9 protein-coding genes are annotated in these 20,213 nt (G+C 67.0%); 6 read left to right on the forward strand and 3 right to left on the reverse strand.

The annotated features are described in order from the left end of the window. Positions 1-202 precede the first annotated feature (202 nt). Complete coding sequence (locus QU663_RS00605) at positions 203-1,210, reverse strand: DUF559 domain-containing protein (RefSeq protein WP_051267743.1); 1,008 nt, start codon at positions 1,208-1,210, stop codon at positions 203-205. Between the two features lie 565 nt (positions 1,211-1,775). Here QU663_RS00605 and QU663_RS00610 point away from each other — a divergent pair. Next, positions 1,776-2,543: an ABC transporter ATP-binding protein gene (locus tag QU663_RS00610; protein WP_021611313.1), complete on the forward strand. Its 768-nt coding sequence runs from the start codon at positions 1,776-1,778 to the stop codon at positions 2,541-2,543. A 29-nt stretch (positions 2,544-2,572) separates the two neighbouring features. Continuing rightward, the gene (locus tag QU663_RS00615; RefSeq protein ID WP_021611312.1) at positions 2,573-5,107 is read left to right on the forward strand and encodes an FtsX-like permease family protein; all 2,535 of its coding nucleotides are present in this window, start codon (positions 2,573-2,575) and stop codon (positions 5,105-5,107) included. A 102-nt stretch (positions 5,108-5,209) separates the two neighbouring features. Here QU663_RS00615 and QU663_RS00620 read toward each other — a convergent pair whose 3' ends face one another. After that, a complete protein-coding gene (locus QU663_RS00620; RefSeq protein WP_304990614.1) occupies positions 5,210-8,242 on the reverse strand; it encodes a prealbumin-like fold domain-containing protein in 3,033 nt (1,010 codons plus the stop codon). 688 nt (positions 8,243-8,930) lie between these two features. Then, the gene (locus QU663_RS00625; RefSeq protein ID WP_304990615.1) at positions 8,931-10,679 is read right to left on the reverse strand and encodes an L-serine ammonia-lyase, iron-sulfur-dependent, subunit alpha; all 1,749 of its coding nucleotides are present in this window, start codon (positions 10,677-10,679) and stop codon (positions 8,931-8,933) included. Between the two features lie 688 nt (positions 10,680-11,367). Between QU663_RS00625 and QU663_RS00630 the strand changes: the two genes are divergently transcribed. The 4 genes from QU663_RS00630 (at position 11,368) to QU663_RS00645 (ending at position 20,146) form a co-directional block, all read left to right on the forward strand. Further along, positions 11,368-14,442 (forward strand): SpaA isopeptide-forming pilin-related protein, encoded by a 3,075-nt coding sequence (locus QU663_RS00630; protein ID WP_021610838.1) that lies wholly within the window; start codon positions 11,368-11,370, stop codon positions 14,440-14,442. Positions 14,443-14,524: 82 nt separating this feature from the next. Then, the gene (locus tag QU663_RS00635) at positions 14,525-16,135 is read left to right on the forward strand and encodes a SpaH/EbpB family LPXTG-anchored major pilin (RefSeq protein ID WP_021610837.1); all 1,611 of its coding nucleotides are present in this window, start codon (positions 14,525-14,527) and stop codon (positions 16,133-16,135) included. A gap of 138 nt (positions 16,136-16,273) precedes the next feature. Continuing rightward, complete coding sequence (locus QU663_RS00640; protein WP_034480233.1) at positions 16,274-17,410, forward strand: class C sortase; 1,137 nt, start codon at positions 16,274-16,276, stop codon at positions 17,408-17,410. 135 nt (positions 17,411-17,545) lie between these two features. Then, positions 17,546-20,146 carry a prealbumin-like fold domain-containing protein gene (locus tag QU663_RS00645; protein ID WP_021610835.1) on the forward strand — a complete coding sequence of 867 codons (2,601 nt, stop codon included), beginning with the start codon at positions 17,546-17,548 and terminating at the stop codon, positions 20,144-20,146. Positions 20,147-20,213 lie beyond the last annotated feature (67 nt).

The following is a 20,213-nucleotide window of genomic DNA, read 5'->3' on the forward strand; positions in this document are numbered from 1 at the left end:
CTGCGGTTGAAACCGGAGCCGGGGGCGGGCTCGGGCCGGTCTCAGGGACCTATACGCTCGACTGAGGGTGGATGGAGCGCAAGCCTTGCCCAGGCCTCGTCCTTGGGTGCATGACGTATTCTTCCCCGGACCCCGGACTCCGGACCCCGGACCCCGGACCCCGGACTGAAGCTTGTCCGGTGCGACAACCGAGACGTGCGGCTTACTGGCCACCGAGGAGCGTGCGGATCTGCCCGAGGATCTCATCGGGATGTGCGAGCGCCTCCCACCGAAATCGTCGGATTTGCCATCCCTGGGCTTCGAGCAGGCGCTGGCGGCGCTCCTCGGCTTCGATCGACCGGTGGACGGAATCGACGTCGGAGCCGTACTTGCCACGGCCGTCGAACTCGATGCCGATGCGCGCCTCCGGCACTGCGATGTCGATGAAGTACCACTTGCCGGAAGCCGACACCGGATACTGTGTCTCCAGCCCCGATAGTCCCCCGCAGATCAGGAGATAGAGCAGTCGAGACTCTCCCACGCTGTCGCAGCCCGCATCCGCGTGAGTGAGCACCCAGCGGGCGGAAGTCACGTTCCTCGTTCCCTGACCCGAGGAACCGATCATGCGCTGCAAACGGGCGCGGTTAACCTCCTCGCGTTGGCGTGAATCGTCCCGGTAGAAACGCCGGTATCGCGCCAGTTCGTGCAGGCCCGCGCAGGCGACGACAAATGCTTCCTCCTGGTCGAGTGCTAACGCGCAGTCAATGATCGTGTCCTCGAGCGTTGCCCCCATGAGGTCCCCGTCGTAGCGATTCATCGCTGGTGATCGTCCCCCTCGCGGCCGGTGCGGGCGGACCGTGACGGCCGGAACATGGAGGTGGCCCGCGTGAATCTCGGGAAGCGTGACCGGACGCGGGTGATGGTCCGAGGTCGTGGTGACGTGCAGCGGATGCTCGTGCAGAAGCGGTAAGTCACGGAGCCACGCGGCGGTGGGGCCGGATGCGATCAGGTGCGGGTGCCTGTACTGAAGGGCCAGTAGCCGCGCCAGATCGACGGCCACGCTCGGGGCAGGATGCGTGGTGATTGCCTCGGAGTCGAGGTAGTAGCCGGGAGCGATCCTCACGAGTTCGCCTCGTTGCGCGCGACGAGCCAGTTCCCGGCGCGCGCCGTTATCCCTGTTCGCAGTTGTGTGTGCGTGCTCCGCAAGGGTGCGGACCGCAGATGCATCCATTGTGGTCTCCTTTGACTTGCCTTCAATTGTAGGGTGTGTGCTCAAAGTGCAGTCCACTTCGGTGGAAATGGGCATTTTTGGGGTGTTTCAGGCGAGGTGGTCTACGGTTTGGGCACACTGCGGGCGAGGTGCGCGGGGCGGTCTCCGTGATGCGCCGGGCGGCCTAGCTTTCGGCTGCCCGCTCTGCCCCGGCCTCGGCATGGTTTCCCAAAAATGTCGCACGTAATTCCCATGTAAACCTTTCAAACATTGAATAGGCGTCGTTGGAATTGCAACGTTTGTGGGGCTAATTAAAAACTGACCAAGGGAAATTACGTGCGAGATTTTGTATATGTGTGTCTGCCATCACTCCTGGAGGTCTGTGGGGTGTGTCCGCAGGCACCGCAGCCGGCCCTGCCCACGGGCGGCGTGGTCAGCACCAACAAACCCGCAAGCACCGGGAATTTCGGTCGCGCCCCTGGTGTAGGGCGACTGAGCGTCCCCGAGTGTACCCCGGGTGGCCTCGGGGACGAATCAGGGGAAACCTCCGTAGCGGTGACGCGCACCGCAGGCGCACCATGGATGCATGAACACGAACACGACAATCGCGCAGGCCCCCGTGGCCGACCAGGGGGCCCCGGCCTCGTCCATCGTCCGACTCCAGGGCGTCTCCAAGATCTACGGAAGCGGCGACGCACAGGTGCGCGCCCTCGACGACGTGAGCGTCGGCTTTGGCGCCGGTGAATTCACCGCCATCATGGGCCCCTCCGGCTCCGGCAAGTCCACGATGATGCACATCCTCGCCGGCCTCGACGCCCCCACCTCCGGGCATGTCTTCGTCGAAGACACCGACATCACCACCCTGAAAGACACCGCGCTGACGAAGCTGCGCCGCGACCGCATCGGCTTCGTTTTCCAGTCCTTCAACCTGGTGCCCACCCTGGACGCCCGCGCCAACATCCTCCTGCCGATGCGCCTGGCCGGGGCCACCCCCGAGAAGGAATGGTTCGACCTCATCGTCGCCTCCCTGGGCATCGCGGACCGACTGAGTCACCGCCCCTCCGAGATGTCCGGCGGCCAGCAGCAGCGCGTCGCCGTCGCCCGCGCCCTCATGAGCCGCCCCGCCGTCATCGTCGCGGACGAGCCCACCGGCAACCTCGACTCACACTCGACCGCCGAGGTCATGGACCTGCTGCGCCGCGCCGTCGACGAACTCGGCCAGAGCGTCATCATGGTCACCCACGACACCTCCACCGCCGCCTATGCGGACCGCGTCCTCGTGTGCCGCGACGGACGCATCGTCTCCGACCTGCGCGACGTCACTGCCGACTCCCTGACCGCGGCGCTGCGCTGAACGCGCGCCCACTCCCCAAGGCTCACCTCATGTCTGCAACACACTCACTCCTGCGCGCAAACCTGCGCTCCCACGGCCGCCGCTACATCTCCACCGGCCTGGCCGTCGCCATCTCTACGGCCTTCATCGTCATCACCCTCATCGTCATGACGGGGATGACCTCGGGCCTGACCTCCAGCGTCTACCAGCAGTACCGCGGCGGCACGATCGTCGTCTCCCAAGACAAGGACGCGCCTGAGGGCGCCATCGAAAGCGCCGAAAAAGCCCTGGCAGCAACCAGCGGTGTCACCGCCATCAAGCACATGGCTCAGTGGCCCGCCGACGCCCAAACCGACGCGACGCGCGCCGGCCTCTACGTGTCGCCGCTGGCCCCCAAGCCCTTCGCGGACCTCGACCTGAGCGCCGGAACCGCCCCGACTGCCGACGACCAGATCGCCATCCCCGAGCACACGGCCTTGACCCTCTCTCTGAAGGTCGGCGACACCGTCCGCGTGCGCGCCGGATTCACCGAGGGCGACTACCGCACCCTCACCATCGTCGGCACCACCCGCTCGAACACGATCAGCATGGGCATCCCCGCCTCTTACGTGACCGACGGCGGCTTCTCCGCGATCTTCGGAACGACCGCCTCCGGGCAGTTCATCGTCGCGACTTCCGGAGCGGATGCGGACAGCAACGCAAACCCTCCCAGCGCCACCCAGGACGAGTGGGTGGCGAGAGCAAACTCCGCGCTCAGCGGCATCTCGGGCGTGACCGTGACCAGCGTGCACAAGGCAATCCAGGACGACCTCAACCAGGCGCGCCTGGGAGCGTCCGTGACGATGGGAATCATGCTGATCTTCCCGGCGATCGCGGCGCTCGTGGCCTCTATCGTCGTCTCCTCGACATTCCGAGTGGTGCTCACGCAGCGCACCCGCGAACTGGCGCTACTGCGCACGCTGGGAGCGACCAGGCGACAGGTCCGCTCGCTCGTGACCCGCGAGGCCCTCGCGATCGGAGCGATCTCGTCCGCGATTGGCGTCGCACTCGGCTGGCTGATTGGCGCGCTCGCGGAGGCGGGCACCGGCCTGGCCTCTAGCGTCGTCGCGGCACTGGCGGGGGCCTCCGTCTGGCAGCTCGCGTTCACGTGGCTCGGTGCCACCCTGTTCACGACCCTGGTCGGCGTCTTCCCGGCCCGCGCCGCCTCCCGCGTCGCGCCCGTCGCCGCCCTCGCCCCCGTGAACGAGGCCGGGGCCGCCGCCCGCAAGAAGCACACCGTCCGCTTCATCATCGGTGCGCTCATCGCGGTGGCCGGGTGCGGAGCTGTGGCCCTCGCGTGGTGCTCGGATAGTGGCGGCACGAAATTCCTTGGGGCTTTCGCCGGGTCGCTCCTGGCCCTCCTCGGCGCGCTGCTCGTCGCCTCCGTGCTGCTGCCCGCCCTCACCCGTGCGTTCGGCGCAGCCTTCCCGGGCACCCTGTCCGCCATGGCCCGCGAGAACACGATGCGCAACCCCGGCCGCACCTCCGCGACCGGCACCGCGATCATCATCGGCGTGACCCTGGTCGTCACCATCATCGTCGGCGCCGCCTCCGTGCGCACCACCCTGACCAACGCCGTCAACGACGCTCGCCCCTTCGACCTCATGGCGGTGTCCACAGATGGGGCGATCACCGACGACCAGCAGGCCGCCATCGCGGCCACCGACGGCGTCGCCGCCACCGTCGCCCAGTACGCCGCCCCCGGCACCCTGACGACCACCTCGGGCGCGCCCGCCTACGCTCCCGGTGAGGGAGCGGGCTCGGAGGACGAGGCCCAGGCCTCGTCGGTCATGATCACCGGAGAACCCGACTACACGGGCGTCACCCACTCGACCGTCACCCAGCTGGGCGATGGTCAGGTGCGCGTCGGCGACGAGGCCCTGGCCGGGCAGACGCTGCGCCTGTGCGCCGACACGTGCGTGGACCTGAGCGCCACCTACGACAAGAACGGCAGCGTCGGGGAGGCCCAGGTCTCCGAGAAGACCCTTCGGTCTATCGCGACGTCGCTTGAGCGTCAGGCGATCATCATCAAGATGGCCGACGGGGCCGACGCCGAGACCGTCCAGGCCGCGCTGCTCAAGGACTCGCACCTGAGCGTCAACGGCTCCGCGCTGGAGCGCCAGACGTACACCAAGATCATCGACCGGCTGATGCTCGTCCTCGTCGGGCTGCTCGGCGTGTCCGTCCTGGTGTCCCTGGTGGGCGTGGCCAACACGCTGTCCCTGTCGGTCGCCGAACGCACCCGCGAGAACGGGCTGCTGCGGGCGCTCGGCCTGACGCGCCGCCAGATGAAGAGCCTCCTCGCCCTCGAGGCGCTGTTCCTATCGCTGACCGGCGCGCTCATCGGCGTCGGCATGGGCGTCGCCTTCGGGTGGGTCGGCGTGATGAGCCTGCCGATTGACGGGGCCACCCCCGTGCTGAGCGTGCCATGGCTGCAGCTGGTCGGCGTGTGCGTCGTGGCCATCGTGTCTGCGCTGATCGCCTCCTGGCTGCCCGGCCGCCGCGCCGCGAAGGTCAGCCACTCGGAGGCGCTGGCCACGGAGTGACGCCGGTTGAGTGACGCCGGTTGAGTGACGGGCGGGGCGCTGTGGGTGTGGTCCACAGCGCCCCGCCTCGCGTTTGTTAGCGTCTCGCGTCATCGTCTCGCGTCAGGCGGCGCGCTTGCGGGCGGCGCGCCGGGCGGCCAGCGCCGAGGCGATCAGGGCCGCCGAGGCCGCGAGGTACGGGTACAGGCCCGGCCCGCCGGAGTAGGGGAGCGTCGGGGCCTCCCGGTCGGCCACCATGATGGTCGCCGTGAACTTCCCGTCGATGATCATGCCCTGCACGTCGAGCGTCAGGTCGTTGTAGCCGGAGTTGTAGACCTGGACGGAGGCCTTCGTCCACTTGTTTTGGTCGAAGATCTCAGTGTCGGGCATGACGTTCGTGCCCGTGCCGTCGCCCAGCTGAGCGCTGAGCGTGAAGCCGATCGGCTGCGGCAGGAGCAGGTGCCCGTCGGGGGCCTTCGTCTCGACGAGCCAGTACTTCTTGTCCGTCGCCAGCGTCGTCACCTTCCAGTAGTACGGGAAGGTGCCGGTGTTCGACGCATCCAGGGTCAGGACCGGGGTGGCCGAGCCGTTCACGCGCGGGTCCACGTCGTAGATCGCGAACTCGGACCCGGCGAGCGGGTAGTAGGAGTAGCCCTGCGCGTCCACGTACTCGTTGGCGATCTCGGGCCACTGGAGATTCGTGAACTGGCGGCCCGCCTTCGCGATGACGACCGTTCGCACGCGCACGGGGGCGCACGCCTTGTTGTTGTCCGAGCCGTCCGAATCGCGGTTCGCGGCGGTGACGACCTCGCTGTACAGGCCGTATCCCGAGCGCGGCGCCCCCAAGTAGCGGCACGAGAAGCGCGACTCGTCCACGTTCGCCGCTTCCGAGCGCGTCACGTTGACGCGCACCCAGTATTCGCGCGAGGAGTTCGCGGGCAGCGCGTCGCCGTCGGTGATCTGGTAGCGCCCGCCCGCGGCGGCCAGCTCGGTCCCCGCGCCCAGGCCCTCCTGCGTGGCGGCCACGCGCACCGAGTTGATCGTCAGGCTCGAGGGGAAACCGGGCGCGACCTGCAAGGCGCCCGTGTCCGCATCTAGCGACCCGCTATTCGTCGCGGTCACCTTGTAATCCACGTCGAAGGTCACCGGCCCATTGCCCCCGTTCGCCACAAGCTCCTGCTTGACGCTCACGTTCGCGCTCTTCGCGTGGTTCGTGAACGTGCAGTCGATCGTTTGCGCGGCCGCACTGGCCGCCGCCCCGACGCCCGCGAAGTTGACGCTCTTCGTGTCGGTGTCCACGGTCGCGGCCACGGCCTCGCCCGCGCCGTTCACGCACGAGATCGACTCAAGCGTCCACTGCTCGTCGGGGTCCTCCAGGGTCACGCCGGTTTCCGTGATCGTGAAGTCGGAGTGGCCCACCAGGAACGCCCGGTACGAGGCCATGGATCCCTTCTTGTCCGCGCCGACGCCGGTGGGGGTGATGGTCTGGTTGAAGGAGCCGCCCTGGACCCAGCCGGAGACCGCCGTGCCGTCCGGGGTCGTCGACGAGGCCGTGGCACCGGCCGGCGCGTCAACCGCGTCGCGGGTCGCCGTGGAGGTGAAGGTCGCCGACGGTCCGGTCGCGTAGGTGCGGCCACCGTCCGTGGTGATGACCTTGTGGATGCGCACGTAGCGCTCCTGCGTGATCGAAGCGTACAGGCACGCGAAGCTCATGTTGAGTTCCGGCGTGCTCATGGACGTCACCGGCTGCGCGCCCTCCGGGGGAGCGGCCGGGCACGAGGCACTGCGGCCGTTATCCGTGAAGCCCCAGATCGTCATGCGGTAGCGGATACCGTCCTTCTCCCACACCGTGTCGGGCAGCGTGGAGGTGGAGATGGAGACCGTGTCGTTCGAGGCCGGGGTGCGCAGGGAGATATCGACGGCGTCCGGCCAGTCGTTCTCCGCGCGCTGTGCCTTCGCCCAGCCCGCGGTCTGGTTGATGTGGCCCTTCTGGCCCTTGTTGTACAGGTCGTGCGTGCCGTTGCCCGCGCCGACGTGCTGGGCGCACACGGTCTTACCTGTCAGCCACTGGTCTGTATTGCGGCCCTCCGGGTTGTAGAGGCGCGCCGGACCCGTGAACTTGCCTCTGATCTTGCGGCGGCTACCGTTCGCGGCCACCGATCCGTCAGGGTTCGTGTCGCACACACTGTTGGCGACGATGGTGTAGGCACCGCCCGCGCGCGGCACGACCGTGGTCTCCGTGTCGTCCTGGGACTCTTCGATGTCCCACGGGATCGCCCCCTGCATGGCGAAACCGTCACCCTGGATGCGCAGGTTCAGGTCCCCGTGGAAATACCGCTGCTGGCCAATATCGGTCAGCGTCTTCTGTTGCCTGCCCGTGCCTCGTTCCAAGTTGTTGAAAATCGGGAGGTTGTTGTTGCGCAGCGTGCCCAGCAGGAAGGGCTTGCCGGCCGCGACCGTGCCCGGCGTGGCCGGCTGGAAGCCCATCGCCGTCTGCTTCCACGGCGCGATCTTGCCCTGGACGGTGGTCTCGTTGTTGTAGAAGATGACGCCGTTGTCTGCGGGGTTTTCGCCCCACGGTAGCGAGCGCGTCGTATAGCTCCAGTAGCCCTGCGACGCCAGGGAGGACTCCAGCCACTGGGCGCGCTTCCAGCCTGTCCCGTCCTGCAGCGAGCCGCCCGGCCAGGGGCCCCACTGGTCTAGGGGCTTGACCCAGCCGTCGCGCGACCACATGTTCGGCTTGTAGGTCTCCATGTAGGCGTATCGGTCCACCTGGTTGCGCGTATCTTCGACCGTGCCGTAGTAGACCAGGCGGCGGAAGTTGTAGTCCCACACGCCCGGCTCGTCGCCGGGGTCGATGAAGGGGTAGGTGCGCTCGGTGGGCGAATTGTTGACGACCGAGTCCGTGAAGATCGAGGCGACGTTGTTGATGGTGAAGGAGGCGCCGCCGGGTTCCTCCGCGGTTTGCGCGGTTTGCGTGGTTTGCGCGGCCTGCGCGGTTTGCGTGGTTTGCGCGGCCTGCGCGGGGGGCGCCACGACGAGGCCCACCAGGAGTGCCGATGCGCTCGCGGCCCACGCGCGCGCCGCGCGCCGGGCGTGAACGGCCGAGTGGGGCGACGCGGGCGTGGCGTGGCCGTGTGTGGATGTGCGATGCATGAGTACTCCGTCGTCCCGGGGCCCGTGGTTATTACAAAACTGACTAGTGGTCATGCTATCTGTGCTGATAGGCACGTGCAAACATTTGTCACACCTGGATGGTTTGTGGGGATAGTCATTCGAGGCTAGTCTCGGTCGGCCCGTTTCTCTGCGCGCTTGGGGTGTGTGGGCTGCTTGGCCCCTTGTCTGCCCGGGGGCGTGTTGGGTGCGGGGTGCGGCGGGTGCGGCGGGTGCGGCGGGCGCAGCCCTGGTGACCCATGGTCCCGATGGTCCCCCAACGATGTCATGGTTCCTCAACAACGTCGCACGTAATTCCCATGTAAACCTTTCAAATGTTGAAATCAGATCGTTGGAATTGCAACGTTTCTAGGCTTTGTTGAAAGTTCAGGCAATCGAATTACGTGCGACTTTTAGGGGGAGTGTTCGGCCTGGCCCTGGTGATCCTACGGTCCCGATGGTCCCCCAATGATGTCATGGTTCCCCAACAATGTCGCACGTAATTCCCATGTAAACCTTTCAAATGTTGCAATTGGATCGTTGGAATTGCAACGTTTCTAGGCTTTGTTGAAAGTTCAGGCAATCGAATTACGTGCGACTTTTGGGGCGGCTCGATGGCTCGGGGCGGCTCGATGGCTCGGGGTGGCTCGGGGGCGCGGCGGCGCGGCGGCGCGGCGGCTCGGGGGCGCGGTTAGCACTCCACGACGTTGACGGCCAGGCCGCCCTCCGACGTCTCCTTGTACTTCGACAGCATGTCGTTGCCGGTCTGGCGCATCGTCTCGATGACGACGTCCAGGCTCACCATGTGTCGCCCGTCGCCCCACAGGGCCATGCGCGCAGCGTTGATCGCCTTGACCGCGGCAATCGCGTTGCGCTCGATGCACGGCACCTGCACGAGGCCCGCCACCGGGTCGCAGGTCAGCCCCAGCGAGTGTTCCATCGCGATCTCCGCCGCGTTCTCCACCTGCTGCGGGGTGCCGCCGAGGGCCTGCGCCAGGCCCGCCGCCGCCATCGCCGAGGCCGACCCGACCTCGCCCTGGCAGCCGACCTCCGCGCCTGCAATGGACGCATTCGTCTTGATGAGCGCGCCGATCGCCGTGGCGGCTAGAAGGAACTCGTGCACGAGGGAGCGGCGGCGGGCCGCGCATTCCTCGACGGACGAGGCCGGGGCCTCGTCGCCGGGTTCCGCGCCGCCCTTGGGGGCGGGGGCGGGGGCCGGGGGAGTCATGCGGATGTGGCACAGTGGCGCGCGCGCCTCGTCCTGCGTCGCAGGCCCCGCCGCGATGCCGGGCGCCGAGCCGGTCTCCGGGCAGTGCGTCACCAGGTAGCCCAGGACCGCCGGAATGACGCCCGCCGCGCCGTTCGTCGGCGCCGTCACCACCCGGTGGCCGGCCGCGTTTTCCTCGTTGACGGCCAGGGCGAACAGGTTCACCCAGTCCATGGCTCGCATCGGGTCGGCCACCGTCGACGCCCATGCCGTGGACCCCGAGCGGTGAGCGCCGGAGCCGGCCCCGGCCTCGTCCGTTGAATCCCCGGGGGCGCCCGTCAGGCGCCGCGCGAGCTTGCCGGCCAGCGCACGGGCGCGGCGCGGCACGTCGAGGCCGCCCGGCAGGATGCCCGCCGCCGACGTGCCCGCGTCCACGCAGTCGAACATCGTGTCCGCGATGCGGTCCAGGTAGGCGTTGAGGGTGTCGCGTGGGCGCACTGCCTCCTCATTGGCGCGCACCAGTTCGGCGACGCTCAGGCCTGACGCCTCGCACTGGGCGAGCAGCTGGGCGCCCGACGCGAAGGGGTGCGGCGCGGGAACGTCGATGCCGACGCCGGCCTGGCTGGATGCGAGCGAGGAAACCTCGGGGTGAAGCGGGTCGTCGTTCGTCTGTAGCATGACGAAGCCGCCGCCCACCGAGTAGTAGGTGCGCTGGAGGATCGTGTCGCCGTCGCCGCCGCTCGCGGTGATCGTCAGTGCGTTCACGTGATAGGGGAGGACCGTGCGTGGGATGAATCGGATGTCCTCGGCGATGTTCAGGGGCACGCGCGTGCCCGAGGGCAGCGTGAGGGTGCCCGTGCTCGCCAGCGTCGGGAGGATCGCCTCCACCGTGTGTATGTCCACCGTCTCCGGGTCGTAGCCCGCCAGGCCCAGCAGCACCGCGCGGTCCGTCGAGTGTCCGCGGCCCGTCGCCCCCAGCGACCCGAACAGGTCGATCGTGATGCGCGAGGGTGGCGTGAGGGTCGTCAGCTCCGTCGTGAAGGCCAGGCCCGCGCGCATTGGGCCCACCGTGTGCGACGAGGAGGGCCCGATCCCGATGCGGAACATGTCGAAGACCGACAGGGGGTGGGGCGCGTCGTGCGCGGCGACCTCGCCGGAGACGATGGCGGCGGGGGTCGGGCGCGACGGGTCGTAGGCGGTGACGGGCACGAGGGCGACGGGGCGTAGATCCATGCGCCCTATTGTGCAGGGGTGTGGGTGCTTGCGCGTGACGAGGCTGGGGCGCGGTGGCGGGTGCTCGCGACGAGGCCGGGGCGCGGTGGCGGGTGCCCTGAGGTTCGGTGGTGCGGAGCTGCGTTGGCGTGTTGGCGTGTGCGGGCGTGTGTGGGCACCGTTAGGCGTGGTTGCCGAAAAATGTCGCACGTAATTCCATGTAAACCTTTCAAACTTTGAAACCAGACCGTTGGGATTGCAACGTTTGTGGGCGGTGTTGAATTTTCGGGTAGCCGAATTACGTGCGACTTTTGGGGTGGGGTGGTGAAGGGGGGTGTGGGCGAGGCGTGGGCGGGAGGCGTCCGAGTGGCGAGTGGGGGGCATGAAAGGCCTTGTGGTACCGATCTTTTGTAGGGTGTCAAGCTCTGCATAGTTCCACGATCGGATTTGTTGCCAGCCGTTAAAAATAACAATTTAGCTACTTATGTTGCGATAATATGAATAGATACCAGCCGGTCAAACCGCGATATCCTGCGGAAAGACGGCTTGACTGTTGTTCTGTAACGTAGCCCACTAGCAAAGTCGTGAAAATGGGGTTGCATTTTTGAGTAACCGCGACGTAGGCTGTGTGTCATCAAGGTTGTGGAAAAACCGAACCGGACGTCCCTCCGGTCACAACACAGCACAAGAACGTCAAGGAGAACGATCGATGACAGCAAGTCGAGCGCGCGCGGGCCACGCGCGGACCAAGCGAGCAGGAGTCGCCTCCCGCGCCCTGGCCGCCCTGGCCGTCGTGGCTACTGCGGCCAGCACGCTGGTCGTCTCCCAGGTCGCCGCTCCCGAGGCCGCCCAGGCCGCCCAGGAGCCCGCCGCCACTGGTATCAATGTTGGTCCCGTCCGTGCGAGCATGGGAACGGGCATTATCAATGCGTCCGAGACGGACACGACGACTAGTTATCCCAATAACTACATTCGCTACGGCATCGTGCCCGGAATGTCGGAGACCCCTTTCTCTCGCGCCGGCATCAACGGCGGCAAGCCGATCACTGACAACAAGCCTGTCGGCACCCAGCTGGGCGGCACGTTCGCCAATAACAATGATCTGTGGACCTACATCACTCGAGGCTGGCCCTGGAAGTGGGATGAGAATCCTACAGGGACAAGTGACAGCGAAAAGTGGATGCAAGCGCAATACACGAAGTGGCACAACGGCGGTGACGCCAAGCTGTGGGCCAACGGCCAGTCGTCGATTGGTTTCAAGCCGAACGATCCTGGCACCGTCCAGCCGGGCGAAACCTTCCTGCTCGGCGCGATCCGCCACAACAACCTGCCGATTCGAGGCGGCGCCGACGTTAAGCCTTACCTGCACTCGAGCTTGAACATCACGATCCCCGACCTGCTTGGCTCTCAGCCCGAGAGCTTCCCCTTTGTCAACCAGGAAACATATAACACGCTGTCCTCGACGATCATCTACCGCAAGGGCGGCGCCTACATTAAGCATCCCGGCATTGCTGGAACCGGCACGTGCCGTAGTGGCTTTGGTGTGGATGGTAAGCCGGCCACGGACAAGCCGCTCGTGCAGTCAGGCGTTGATAATATGCGTGACGCCGTCATGGACCAGGGAATCTACTATGGCACGCCCCAGTGGGCAATGAAGGACGGCAAGTACGTTCTGGATGAGAATGGGCAGAGGCAGTTCATTGGTACCGCCTATGAGCCGGATCCGATCGACCCCTCCGACCGCTCGAAGGGCTACGTCAACAAGCCTGAATCTCAGTCGGGACGCTACTACTGCGTCAAGTACGTGGGCGAGGGCAACGGAGACTACGATCTCTACAGCCAGTACTACAACAAGGGTGCGGCACAGCCCTTCAACCAGATTTCCGGCAAGCGGGTTGAGCCCATTGACTGGCCTGGCGCCAAGGGTAACGTCAACGAGAACCCATACGTGTGGGACAATGTGAAGCTGCAGAAGACGACGTCGGACGATACTTTCACGAAGAACGGACGCACCTACCGACTGCAGCTGTGGGGCTTCGTTCCCGCGAACAACCCCAGGACGCTCATCACCCCGGATAACATCAACAGTATCCCCACCGCCGACTGCCCGGCGACGCCTCCGGCGGACGCCAAGCGTACCGACACCTTCATCACGCAGGAGCTCTCGGTCAACTACGGCTGCCTCTACGGCGTCATCACCGAGGAGCGCTCCGTGCGCATCGTGAAGTCCGTCGAGGATCCCTCGGGTGCCAACCCGACGATCCCGGCTGCTAACTTCGCAGTGACCACGGGTTCCACCTGGGCGGACAATACGAGCCGTACCCCGGCGACCACCGGCACGGTGACCGTCTCGAAGCCCACGGCTTCCTCAGCCCCGGCCAAGACCTCGTACATCTCCGCAGCCGACCCGGCCGCGACGCTGACCCCCACCGGCTTCGGTGAGGGAGGCGCGAAGTACGACTCGACGTTCATCCCCTTCGAGGTCGGCAACTCCGACTTCACCATCACGGAGAAGGACATCTCGACCGGCGGCGAGGACAAGTGGAGCCTCAAGGACATCAAGTGCGTCAACGGCATCGGTGAAGACGTCGCCGTAACCAAGACTGAGCGCGGCGTCAACTTCAAGAACGTCGGCGGCGCAGCCTCCAACGAGGCAGCCCCCATCACCTGTACGTTCGTCAACGAATACCAGGCTCCCAAGCTGCGCGTCCAGAAGACCATCGAGAACAACGGCGGCGCCGGCGGCGCCACCACCTTCAACGTGGACTACAAGATCGTCGCCACCAACGACGGCTCGCTGGCCGCCAACACCGGCAAGCTCACCGACAAGCCCGACTTCGCGAAGGGCCTGGAGATCAACTCCGCCAAGATCGCCGAGACCCAGGCTGGCCTCGACTCCGCGGCCGACGCGACCGCTACCGGCGGCGTCTACACGCTGACCGACGGCGTCGAGCTGGCCCCCGGTGCCACCAAGGAATACTGGATCCGCTTCTCGGTGACCCGCAACCCCGCGGCCGCCGGCTACAACGAGGCTGACCTGGCCTGCTCCGTCAACGGAAACAACGAGCTCGCTCCCGGCAAGGGTCTCTTCAACGAGGTCTTGGCTGAGAACGGCAAGGACAGTGACGGTACGAGCAACAACAAGGCCTGTGGCCCGACCGTCCCCCACGACTTCGTGATCGTGAAGGCCGGCACGCAGAACACCGGCTCCACCTTCGCGGACGCCTCGAACCAGTACATCGGTCCGAACAACGCGGCCATGTACCCCCTGAAGGGCGCCGAGTTCGCGATCTACAAGTCCAACCCCAACACGGATGCGAACGCCACCGTGGTCAAGACCCTGACCCAGGCCAACGCGACCGACGGATACTACTGGAGCGTCAACGACCTCGATCTTGACACCGCCTACTGGCTGGTCGAGACCAAGGCACCCGCCGGACACTCCCTGCTGCCCCAGCCCCTCGAGTTCAAGCTGACCACCGCCCGCCCGGACGGCTCCGGCACGAACGTTGAGCTCGCGGCCGACCTCACGGACCAGGCCAAGTGGGCCACGAGCGCCGTCCAGGCGTTCTCCTCCGAGGCCACCGGCATCTCCGGCCCCCAGGGCTTCATGGCTGCCGGAACCCGCAAGGCCACCCTGGTCGTCAAGGACACACAGGTTGGCGAGCTGCCCAAGGCAGGCAGCACCGGAATCTACCCCTACATCGGCGTCGCAGCGGCGCTCATGTCCGGGGCGATGGTGATGACCGTGGTCACCACCAAGAGGCGCAAGGCACTCGCCTGAGCCACCCATGAGGTCCCGTGACCACGGTGACCCACCATCAAGAAAAACTCCCGAAATCACACACACAGGAGAAAGAAAACCCATGAGCACCACGAAGACCCGCCGCAGCCTGAGCCTGCTCGCAGCCTTCGCCGTCGCCGCCGGCGCGCTGGCCCTGCCCGCCGCCACCTCCGCGACGCAGGCTGCCCCCGCCTTCGGCCTCGCTGCCACCGTCACGCGCGCCCCGTCGCTCGTTGACCTCGACGCCACCAAGACCGGCTCCATCACCATCCACAAGCTGGTCAAGGACGACACCAACGGCACCACCGCCGGCAACGGCCTCGAGGACGCCACCGCGACCGGCACGCCCCTCGACGGCGCGACCTTCACCGTCGAGAAGCTGACCAACGTCGACCTCACCACGCAGGCCGGCTGGGAGAAGCTCGCTGGCTACAACGGCAACGTTGACACCGCGAAGGCTGACGGCACCGACCCTGCCGTCGAGAAGACCACCGCCGGCGGCGGCCTGGCTAAGTTCGACAGCCTCCCCCTCGGCGCCTACATCGTGACCGAGACCGCGACCCCCGCGGGCTACGTCGGCTCCAAGCCCTTCATCATCACGGTGCCCATGACGCACCCGACCGACCTCAACAAGTGGGTCTACGACGTCCACGCCTACCCGAAGAACTCCAAGGCTGGCATCGACAAGACGGTCAACGACGCGGACACCCCGGCCATCGGCTCCGCGATCTCCTACACCATCAAGTCGGACATCCCCGCCGCTGAGGCCCTCGACTACTACGACGTCGTCGACCAGTACGACAAGCGCGTCGAGCTGCCCGAGGCGAACGTCGCCCTGAAGATCATCGACGGCAAGACCGGCGAGGTCGCCCTCGTCAAGGACACCGACTACAAGCTGATCTCCGCCACCGGCACCGACGGCAAGACCATGTTCTGGACCGCCGAGTTCACCGCTGACGGCCGGAAGAAGCTGCTCGACAACCGCAAGGACGACACCACCAAGGTCCAGATGGACCTGTCCGGCACCGTCAAGGACAAGGTTGAGGCTGACGGCCTGTTCAAGAACAAGGCCATCCTGCTCCCCAACGCCCCCTCCAATGGCTGGAAGCCCAACTCGGGTGAGGTTCCCCCGCCGGACTACCCGAACTCCGAGGTTGTCTCCAAGTTCGGCAAGGTGAAGATCACCAAGGTCAACGCCAAGGATCCCGCCACCAAGCTGAAGGGCGCCCAGTTCGAGGTCTACAAGTGCACGCCTCAGTCCACCCCGACCACGAACTTCGAGTCCGTCGACGCGAGCCTCGATGAGAAGCTGAGCCCCGCCGGTACGACCACTTTCGAGACCGACACCGACGGTGTGGTCACCATCGACGGCCTGCGCAACAACGACTGGGAGAACAACGCCGTCGTCGCCAACCCCGGCTACTACTGCCTCGTCGAGGTCAAGGCCCCCGACGGCTTCGAGCTCCAGACCCGCCCGATCGCCTTCCAGGTCCTGCAGACCAACTCCACCAAGGATAACGAGTACACCCTCGCGACGACCGTCAAGGACGTCCCGCACAACGGTGGCTTCAACCTGCCGCTGACCGGTGCTGCCGGCATCGGCGTGCTGATCGGCGCTGGCGCCCTCCTCGTGGGCGGCTCCGGTGCGATCGCGCTGGCCAACAAGCGCCGCAAGGAGCAGGCCGACGCCTGATCCTCGCTAGCTAGCGACACACAGGGGGGTGTGGACCCGCGGGTCCACACCCCCCTCGCGTTGCCCGCAACCACCCCCAAGCGGTACTACCCTGTAACCAGACAAACTTCCACGGCCTCGGCAATGAATGGAGAAAGCGTGAGCACCCAAGCGCCCGACAAGAAGAAGACCCCCCTCAAGTGGCGTCTCCTCACCATCGCGCCCCCGATCCTGCTGCTCGCCGGCATCCTTGTCCTCCTCTACCCCGTCCTGGCGACCCAGTACAACAACCAACGCCAAGAACGCATCGCCTCCGAATTCAGCGCCGTCGCCGACCAGGCCGGCCCCGACGCCGTCGCCGAGTCCCTGCGCCGCGCCGACGAATACAACCTCAAAGCCTCCGAGTCACCCATCCTCGACCCCTGGCTCGACGCCCAACGCCCCGGCACCGCGCAATACCAGGACTACCTGAGCCAGCTCAACCTCAACGACGTCATGGCGACCATCAAAATCCCGTCGATCAACGTCAACCTGCCCATCTACCACGGCACCGAAAACGCCACCCTCGACAAGGGCATCGGCCACCTCTTCGGCACCGCCCTGCCCGTCGGCGGCGAATCCACGCACACCGTCCTCACCGGCCACACCGGCCTGGGCAACGCCACCATGTTCGACCAGCTCACCAGCGTCAAGGTCGGCGACGTCTTCTACATCGAAACCGCCGGCCGCCACCTCAAGTACGAGGTCACCGACATCCGCGTCGTCCTGCCCACCGAAACCGAATCCCTCAACAAAGTCGAGGGCAAGGACCTGGCCACCCTCATCACCTGCACCCCCTACGGCATCAACACCCACCGCCTGCTCGTCACCGGCGAGCGCGTCCCCATGGACGACGACGCCGTCGCCGCCGAAGCCGCGCAGGTCAAGGGCTCCGTTATGAAACCCTGGATGATCGCGGTCCTCGCGTCCGTTGCCGTCATCCTGGCCATCGCCGCCGTCATCTGGGTGCGCTCGCGTAAGCGCACGGAAGAGGAGCCCCAGGCGGTTGAAGGCGCCGCTGCTGCTGGCGCGCTGGCTCCCGCTGATTCGGGGGACGAGGCCGGGGCTGATTCCGGGGACGCTGAGCCTACGTCCGGTGCGGTCGCTGCCGGGGCCGACTCAAGGTCCGGCGACGCGCCGCCAGACGCGCACGCCCCCGACCTGCTGACCTCCGCCGAACAGATCACCGACGAGGAGATCGACGCGGGCCGCACCGCCGCCCTCAAGAAGATGCTCGAGGAGCGCGGCAAGCAGTAAACGGGCGCCTAGCGTGGCCACGAGCGGCCACCCGATACGCGCGAGCGCGCGGGCCTGAGCGAGCAAGCTCACCCGCGCGCTCGCGTGTATCTACGCTAGAGTCGGTGAGTAACTGTCAAACACCATGGAGGGCTCGTGGAGCACCACCCTTGCGGCGCCCGCTCCCGCCGCGCCACGGACGCGGAGACCGAACCCCGGCCTCGTCGCGCCGTCGCACGCACACTGTCCGCCCTCCTCGTCGCGACCACCACGGCCCTGGTCGGCCTCGTCGCTCCCGAGCGCGCCGACGCCGACGCAACCCTGGAAACACCCGGCGGCGGCACCGTCCCGGTCACCTCATCCGCCGGCCGCCTCGGCGCGGCCACCATCAACGCCTCGGCCACAGACCGCACGACGAACGTACCCGACAACGCCTACGTCGGAACCGTACGCGGCGCGGGCCCCTACGATGCGGCAGACCCAGCCCAGTCCTCGGCCCCCTTCCAGGCAGGAGTCACTCAGCCGATGCTGGACGCGGGCGTCGCCGCGGGGGACTACTGGACCTACATCGCGCGCGGCCTGCCCGCCGCCAACCCCGTGAGTACCGGTGTCATCTCGCCGCAGGACACCAACGCCCTGGGATACAAGCCGAACAAACCCGGCAACGTCCCCATCGGCCAGCCCTTCCTGCTGGGTACCGTGCGGCACAACAACTTCCAGGTGCTGTCGGCCAACAAGTGGGTGCACTCCTCGATCGACGTCAACATCGGCGGCATCGAGGATTCCTTCCCCTTCGACCAAGAAGAGACCGAAGACGACACCGACACCACCGCCGCCCTGAGCGACGAGGGCGCCTACATGCTCGCCTCGCGCGCCAACGGCCCTTCCTCCTGCCCCGCGCACGCCCCCTACGCCGCCCTCAACCGCGACGCCGGACCGGGCGTCTGGTACTGCTACCGCCACGTCGGCAAGAGGCGGGGCAACCGCGACATCTACACGAACAACCTGGCCGCCTACCCCGACGCTGCGGGCACGCCCGACCAGAGCCCCAACTCCGAGGACGTTCTGACGATCTCGCGGACCACCTCGACCAAGACTGTCATGATCGACGGCATCCCCTACCGCCTCGTCATCGCCGGCTTCACCCCCAGCGCCGACGGCGACTGCCCGGAGACTCCGCCCGAAGGCGTCACCCCCGTCTCCACCTTCACCTCGAAGGAAAACAAGTCCTCCTTCGGGTGCCTCTACGCCTCCTTCAGTCAGGAGCGCTACATCCGCATCGCCAAGACCGTAACCGCCGAATCCGAGGCGATCGGCGGCACCATCCCCTCCTTCAACTTCACGACGCTCGGCATCGGCGACTTCGTCTCGCCCACCGGCGAGCCCCTCGCCACCGACCAAAACGCCTCCGGATTCGTCGACTGGTCCTCCTTCTCCGACACGCCCCTGACCCCCACCGGCTACGGCAAGGACGGCACCGTGACGTCTGGGTACCAGGCCTTTATCCCCGGATACTCCCAGTTCGTCATCGCCGAAACCGGCCCGCGCATCCCCGGGCGCCGCCCCCTGCGCTTCGGCGAACCCGGCTACTTCGGGCCCTGGAAAATCAGCGACGACCCTAACTCCGGGCGCTGGGAGCTCACCGACATCAGCTGCGTCAACGGCGTCGGCGAGGCCGTCAACGTCACCCGCGACCCCGTGACCGGCGGCATCGACTTCTCCGACGTGCCCCCCGCCAAGACCGCGGCTGCCGTTCCCATCACATGCAACTTCACGATCCAGCAGCAGGCCCCCAAGCTGCGCATCAACAAGGCCGTGGAAAGCGTCGAGGGCGCCTCCGGCGACACGATCACCGTCACCTACCGCGTGACCGCCACGAACGACGGCACGATCGCGGGCACGACGGGACGCCTCGTCGACACTCCGGCCTTCGCGCCCGGCCTCACCCTGCGCTCCGCGGCGATCGCCACCTCTCTCGAAGGACTGGGCGCCGCCCGAGCGCAGAACGCCGCCGCGTCCTACATCCTCACCCAGGGCACCACCGTCGAACCCGGGGAGGGCGCGACCTGGTACGTGCGCATGACGGTCGCCCGCAACAAGGCAGCAGCCGGCTACTCCGAGTCCCTCCTCGAATGCGCCCCCTCCAACGGGCGCCTCGCACCCGGTCATGGCCTCTACAACTCCGTCGCCGGCCCCTACGACCACGACGGCGCCGCCAACAACGAGGACTGCGCCCCCGCCCGCCCGCGCCCCATCCGCATCGAAAAGGCCGGCACCCAGCCCATGGGCACCGCCAACGAAGACGGCACGTATCCGCTGGGCGGCGCTGCCTTCGCGATCTACGACAACGAGGCCCTGGCCGGCACCCCGGTCTCCGTCCTTGACGGAGGCGCGCAGTTCGTCACCGCTCCCCTCGAGACCGGCAAGACCTACTGGCTCGTCGAAACCCGCGCACCCGCCGGGCACGTCCTCCTGCCCCGCGCCGTCCCCTTCCACATCGAGGTGGGCGCCGATGCCTCGGCCTCCACGGTGATCACCACGGACTTCGGCGCCGACGAGGGCTTCACCTCCGTGCGGGTCATCCCCGCCTCCACGGGCGCCGGCGCCGCGGCGCTGCCCGCCATCCGCGTTGTCGACACCCAGGTCGGCGTCCTGCCCAACTCCGGTGCCGCCGGCATCTACCCCTACCTCGGCCTCGGCGCCGCCCTCCTCGGCCTCGCCGGCGCGTGCGCGTGGGTTCGGCGCCGCACGGCTTGATTCATACGAGGTCGGGGCTCGGTCCCGCCCGTCCCGTGTGGTGCGCGCTCCGTACCGCCCCCCGCGC

Source organism: Schaalia sp. HMT-172 (assembly GCF_030644365.1).
Classification (GTDB): domain Bacteria; phylum Actinomycetota; class Actinomycetes; order Actinomycetales; family Actinomycetaceae; genus Pauljensenia.

Bases quoted from the DNA above. Each gene is read 5' to 3' on its own strand.
- QU663_RS00605 (WP_051267743.1), bottom strand. From the start codon at position 1,210: ATGGATGCATCTGCGGTCCGCACCCTTGCGGAGCACGCACACACAACT.
- QU663_RS00610 (WP_021611313.1), top strand. From the start codon at position 1,776: ATGAACACGAACACGACAATCGCGCAGGCCCCCGTGGCCGACCAGGGG.
- QU663_RS00615 (WP_021611312.1), top strand. From the start codon at position 2,573: ATGTCTGCAACACACTCACTCCTGCGCGCAAACCTGCGCTCCCACGGC.
- QU663_RS00620 (WP_304990614.1), bottom strand. From the start codon at position 8,242: ATGCATCGCACATCCACACACGGCCACGCCACGCCCGCGTCGCCCCAC.
- QU663_RS00625 (WP_304990615.1), bottom strand. From the start codon at position 10,679: ATGGATCTACGCCCCGTCGCCCTCGTGCCCGTCACCGCCTACGACCCG.
- QU663_RS00630 (WP_021610838.1), top strand. From the start codon at position 11,368: ATGACAGCAAGTCGAGCGCGCGCGGGCCACGCGCGGACCAAGCGAGCA.
- QU663_RS00635 (WP_021610837.1), top strand. From the start codon at position 14,525: ATGAGCACCACGAAGACCCGCCGCAGCCTGAGCCTGCTCGCAGCCTTC.